2 protein-coding genes are annotated in these 1,700 nt (G+C 43.2%); both read right to left on the bottom strand.

Translation table 11 applies throughout. The features are described 5' to 3' along the window. The coding region (locus tag A3756_RS24355) for an ATP-binding cassette domain-containing protein (protein WP_156490742.1) at window positions 1–490 on the bottom strand (490 nt) is incomplete at its 3' end. Window positions 491–628: 138 nt separating this feature from the next. After that, window positions 629–1,333: a PEP-CTERM sorting domain-containing protein gene (locus A3756_RS24360; RefSeq protein ID WP_068554427.1), complete on the bottom strand. Its 705-nt coding sequence runs from the start codon at window positions 1,331–1,333 to the stop codon at window positions 629–631. Window positions 1,334–1,700: the final 367 nt, after the last annotated feature.

Raw genomic sequence — 1,700 nt, forward strand, 5'->3', positions numbered from 1 at the left:
ATAAATGTTTAACTTCAGCATCCCATGGTGGCAGTCTTAAGGCATCAGCAGCGACTTCCAGTGTTCTTTCCAGATTATGACCATCACCGGTTTCAATGATTGCTTCTAGCTTGGCTTGTTCTGCGGCTAGAGCATCGAAATCTGCACCTTCTTCAGCGTACTCTGCATAAACTTGATCTAGGCGAGTTAACGCATTTTTAATCTCACTCACGCCTTCTTCAACGTTGTCTCTGACCGTTGCTTCTTCGTTAAGTTCAGGCTCCTGAGCGAGGTAGCCAATATTGATACCCGGCTGAGGGCGGGCTTCACCAATATAGTCTTTATCAACGCCCGCCATAATTCTTAGTAGTGTTGATTTACCCGCACCATTAAGACCCAATACACCAATTTTGGCGCCAGGGAAAAATGAAAGGGAGATATCTTTGAGGATTTCTTTCTTAGGTGGGACAACTTTTCCCACGCGATTCATGGTGAATACGTACTGTGCCATACAAATAGCCTTAATTAGTAAAAACGGGGTCGATCTGAATGGGCTAGACGTTAGCTAAAAAAGGCAGGCTTGGCAATCCCTGCTCCAGACTAATTGACTAAATCGTTCGAAGCAGGGTAATGATTGCGATGAGGAGACTTAGATTTTCTTGCGACGAATACCCACTAAGCCAAGAAGACCTAGGCCAAGCAAGGCAATAGAAGAGGGTTCTGATACGCTTTGGGTAATGATGCGCGCATCATCAATCCAGTAGCGACCTACCGTTGCGCGATCAACCAGTATCGACTGGGAGCTAGTAAATGTTAGAAAATCGTTACTTTCCCACTTTCGAGAAGTTGATGTCTCGTAATTGGCCCCCGTACCACCAAATATATTGTCCGACGCATTGAGTTTTTTACCGTTGAGGATGATCGCAACAATGTCACTATCAAACTCAATTAATTGCTTGGTCTCTTTACCGCTCGAGGTGCCTAGTGGGTCAAAGTGAATCAGGTGAGAACTGTAACTGCCTGCACTTAGGTAAGGTGAATTTTTGCCAGTTTGCTGACCTCTTAAGGTATCACCAACGAACAGGTTACTCCCAAGCAAGTAGTCAACTTGAACCTGTTGATGAGCTATCGCAATGCCCTGTTGTTCATCAAACGTTTGAAGCTGATCAGACTCTTGTTGCGACCAGCTAAAGTTTAGCCCGTCGGCATTGCCGGTCGGGTTAATGAGGCCTGCATTGACGGTTGATGCAGCAAACAGCAGACTGCTGACAGCAATGATTTTCTTTAGCATTTTCTTTCCTGGTTTGGTTTTAGCCTTTCCATCGTGCTTGTGCTTTTTGGAAGAACTATTCATAAACAATGACTTCAGTGTATAGGCTGTTCTTAGGTTTTAGTAATGGGCATAGGCGGATTTGACTAGATTTCACAACTTGCTTACAAGTCTTTACCTGATGTATAGAAAACTCACGTTTAGGCCTGATCTAGGCTGACAATAGAAAGATTTTCAAGATACCTAATTGGTTGACCTAGATCATCTCGTTTGGACTAAGGCTCATATAAAGTGGAGCTATGAAAAGATGATAAAAAACAATCCCTCTAAGGAGATATATATCTATGTTAGAAAAGCACGATCTAGTTCATGAGTTGCCAGAGCACAAAGAGACTATTCATAACCTCAAGATGAGTGATAACCACTTTGCTCGTTTATTTGATGAGTATCA

The sequence above is a fragment of the Oleiphilus sp. HI0086 genome, from assembly GCF_001635225.1.

Coding starts and splice junctions, on each gene's coding strand:
- A3756_RS24360 (WP_068554427.1), bottom strand. CDS start 1,333: ATGAATAGTTCTTCCAAAAAGCACAAGCACGATGGAAAGGCTAAAACC.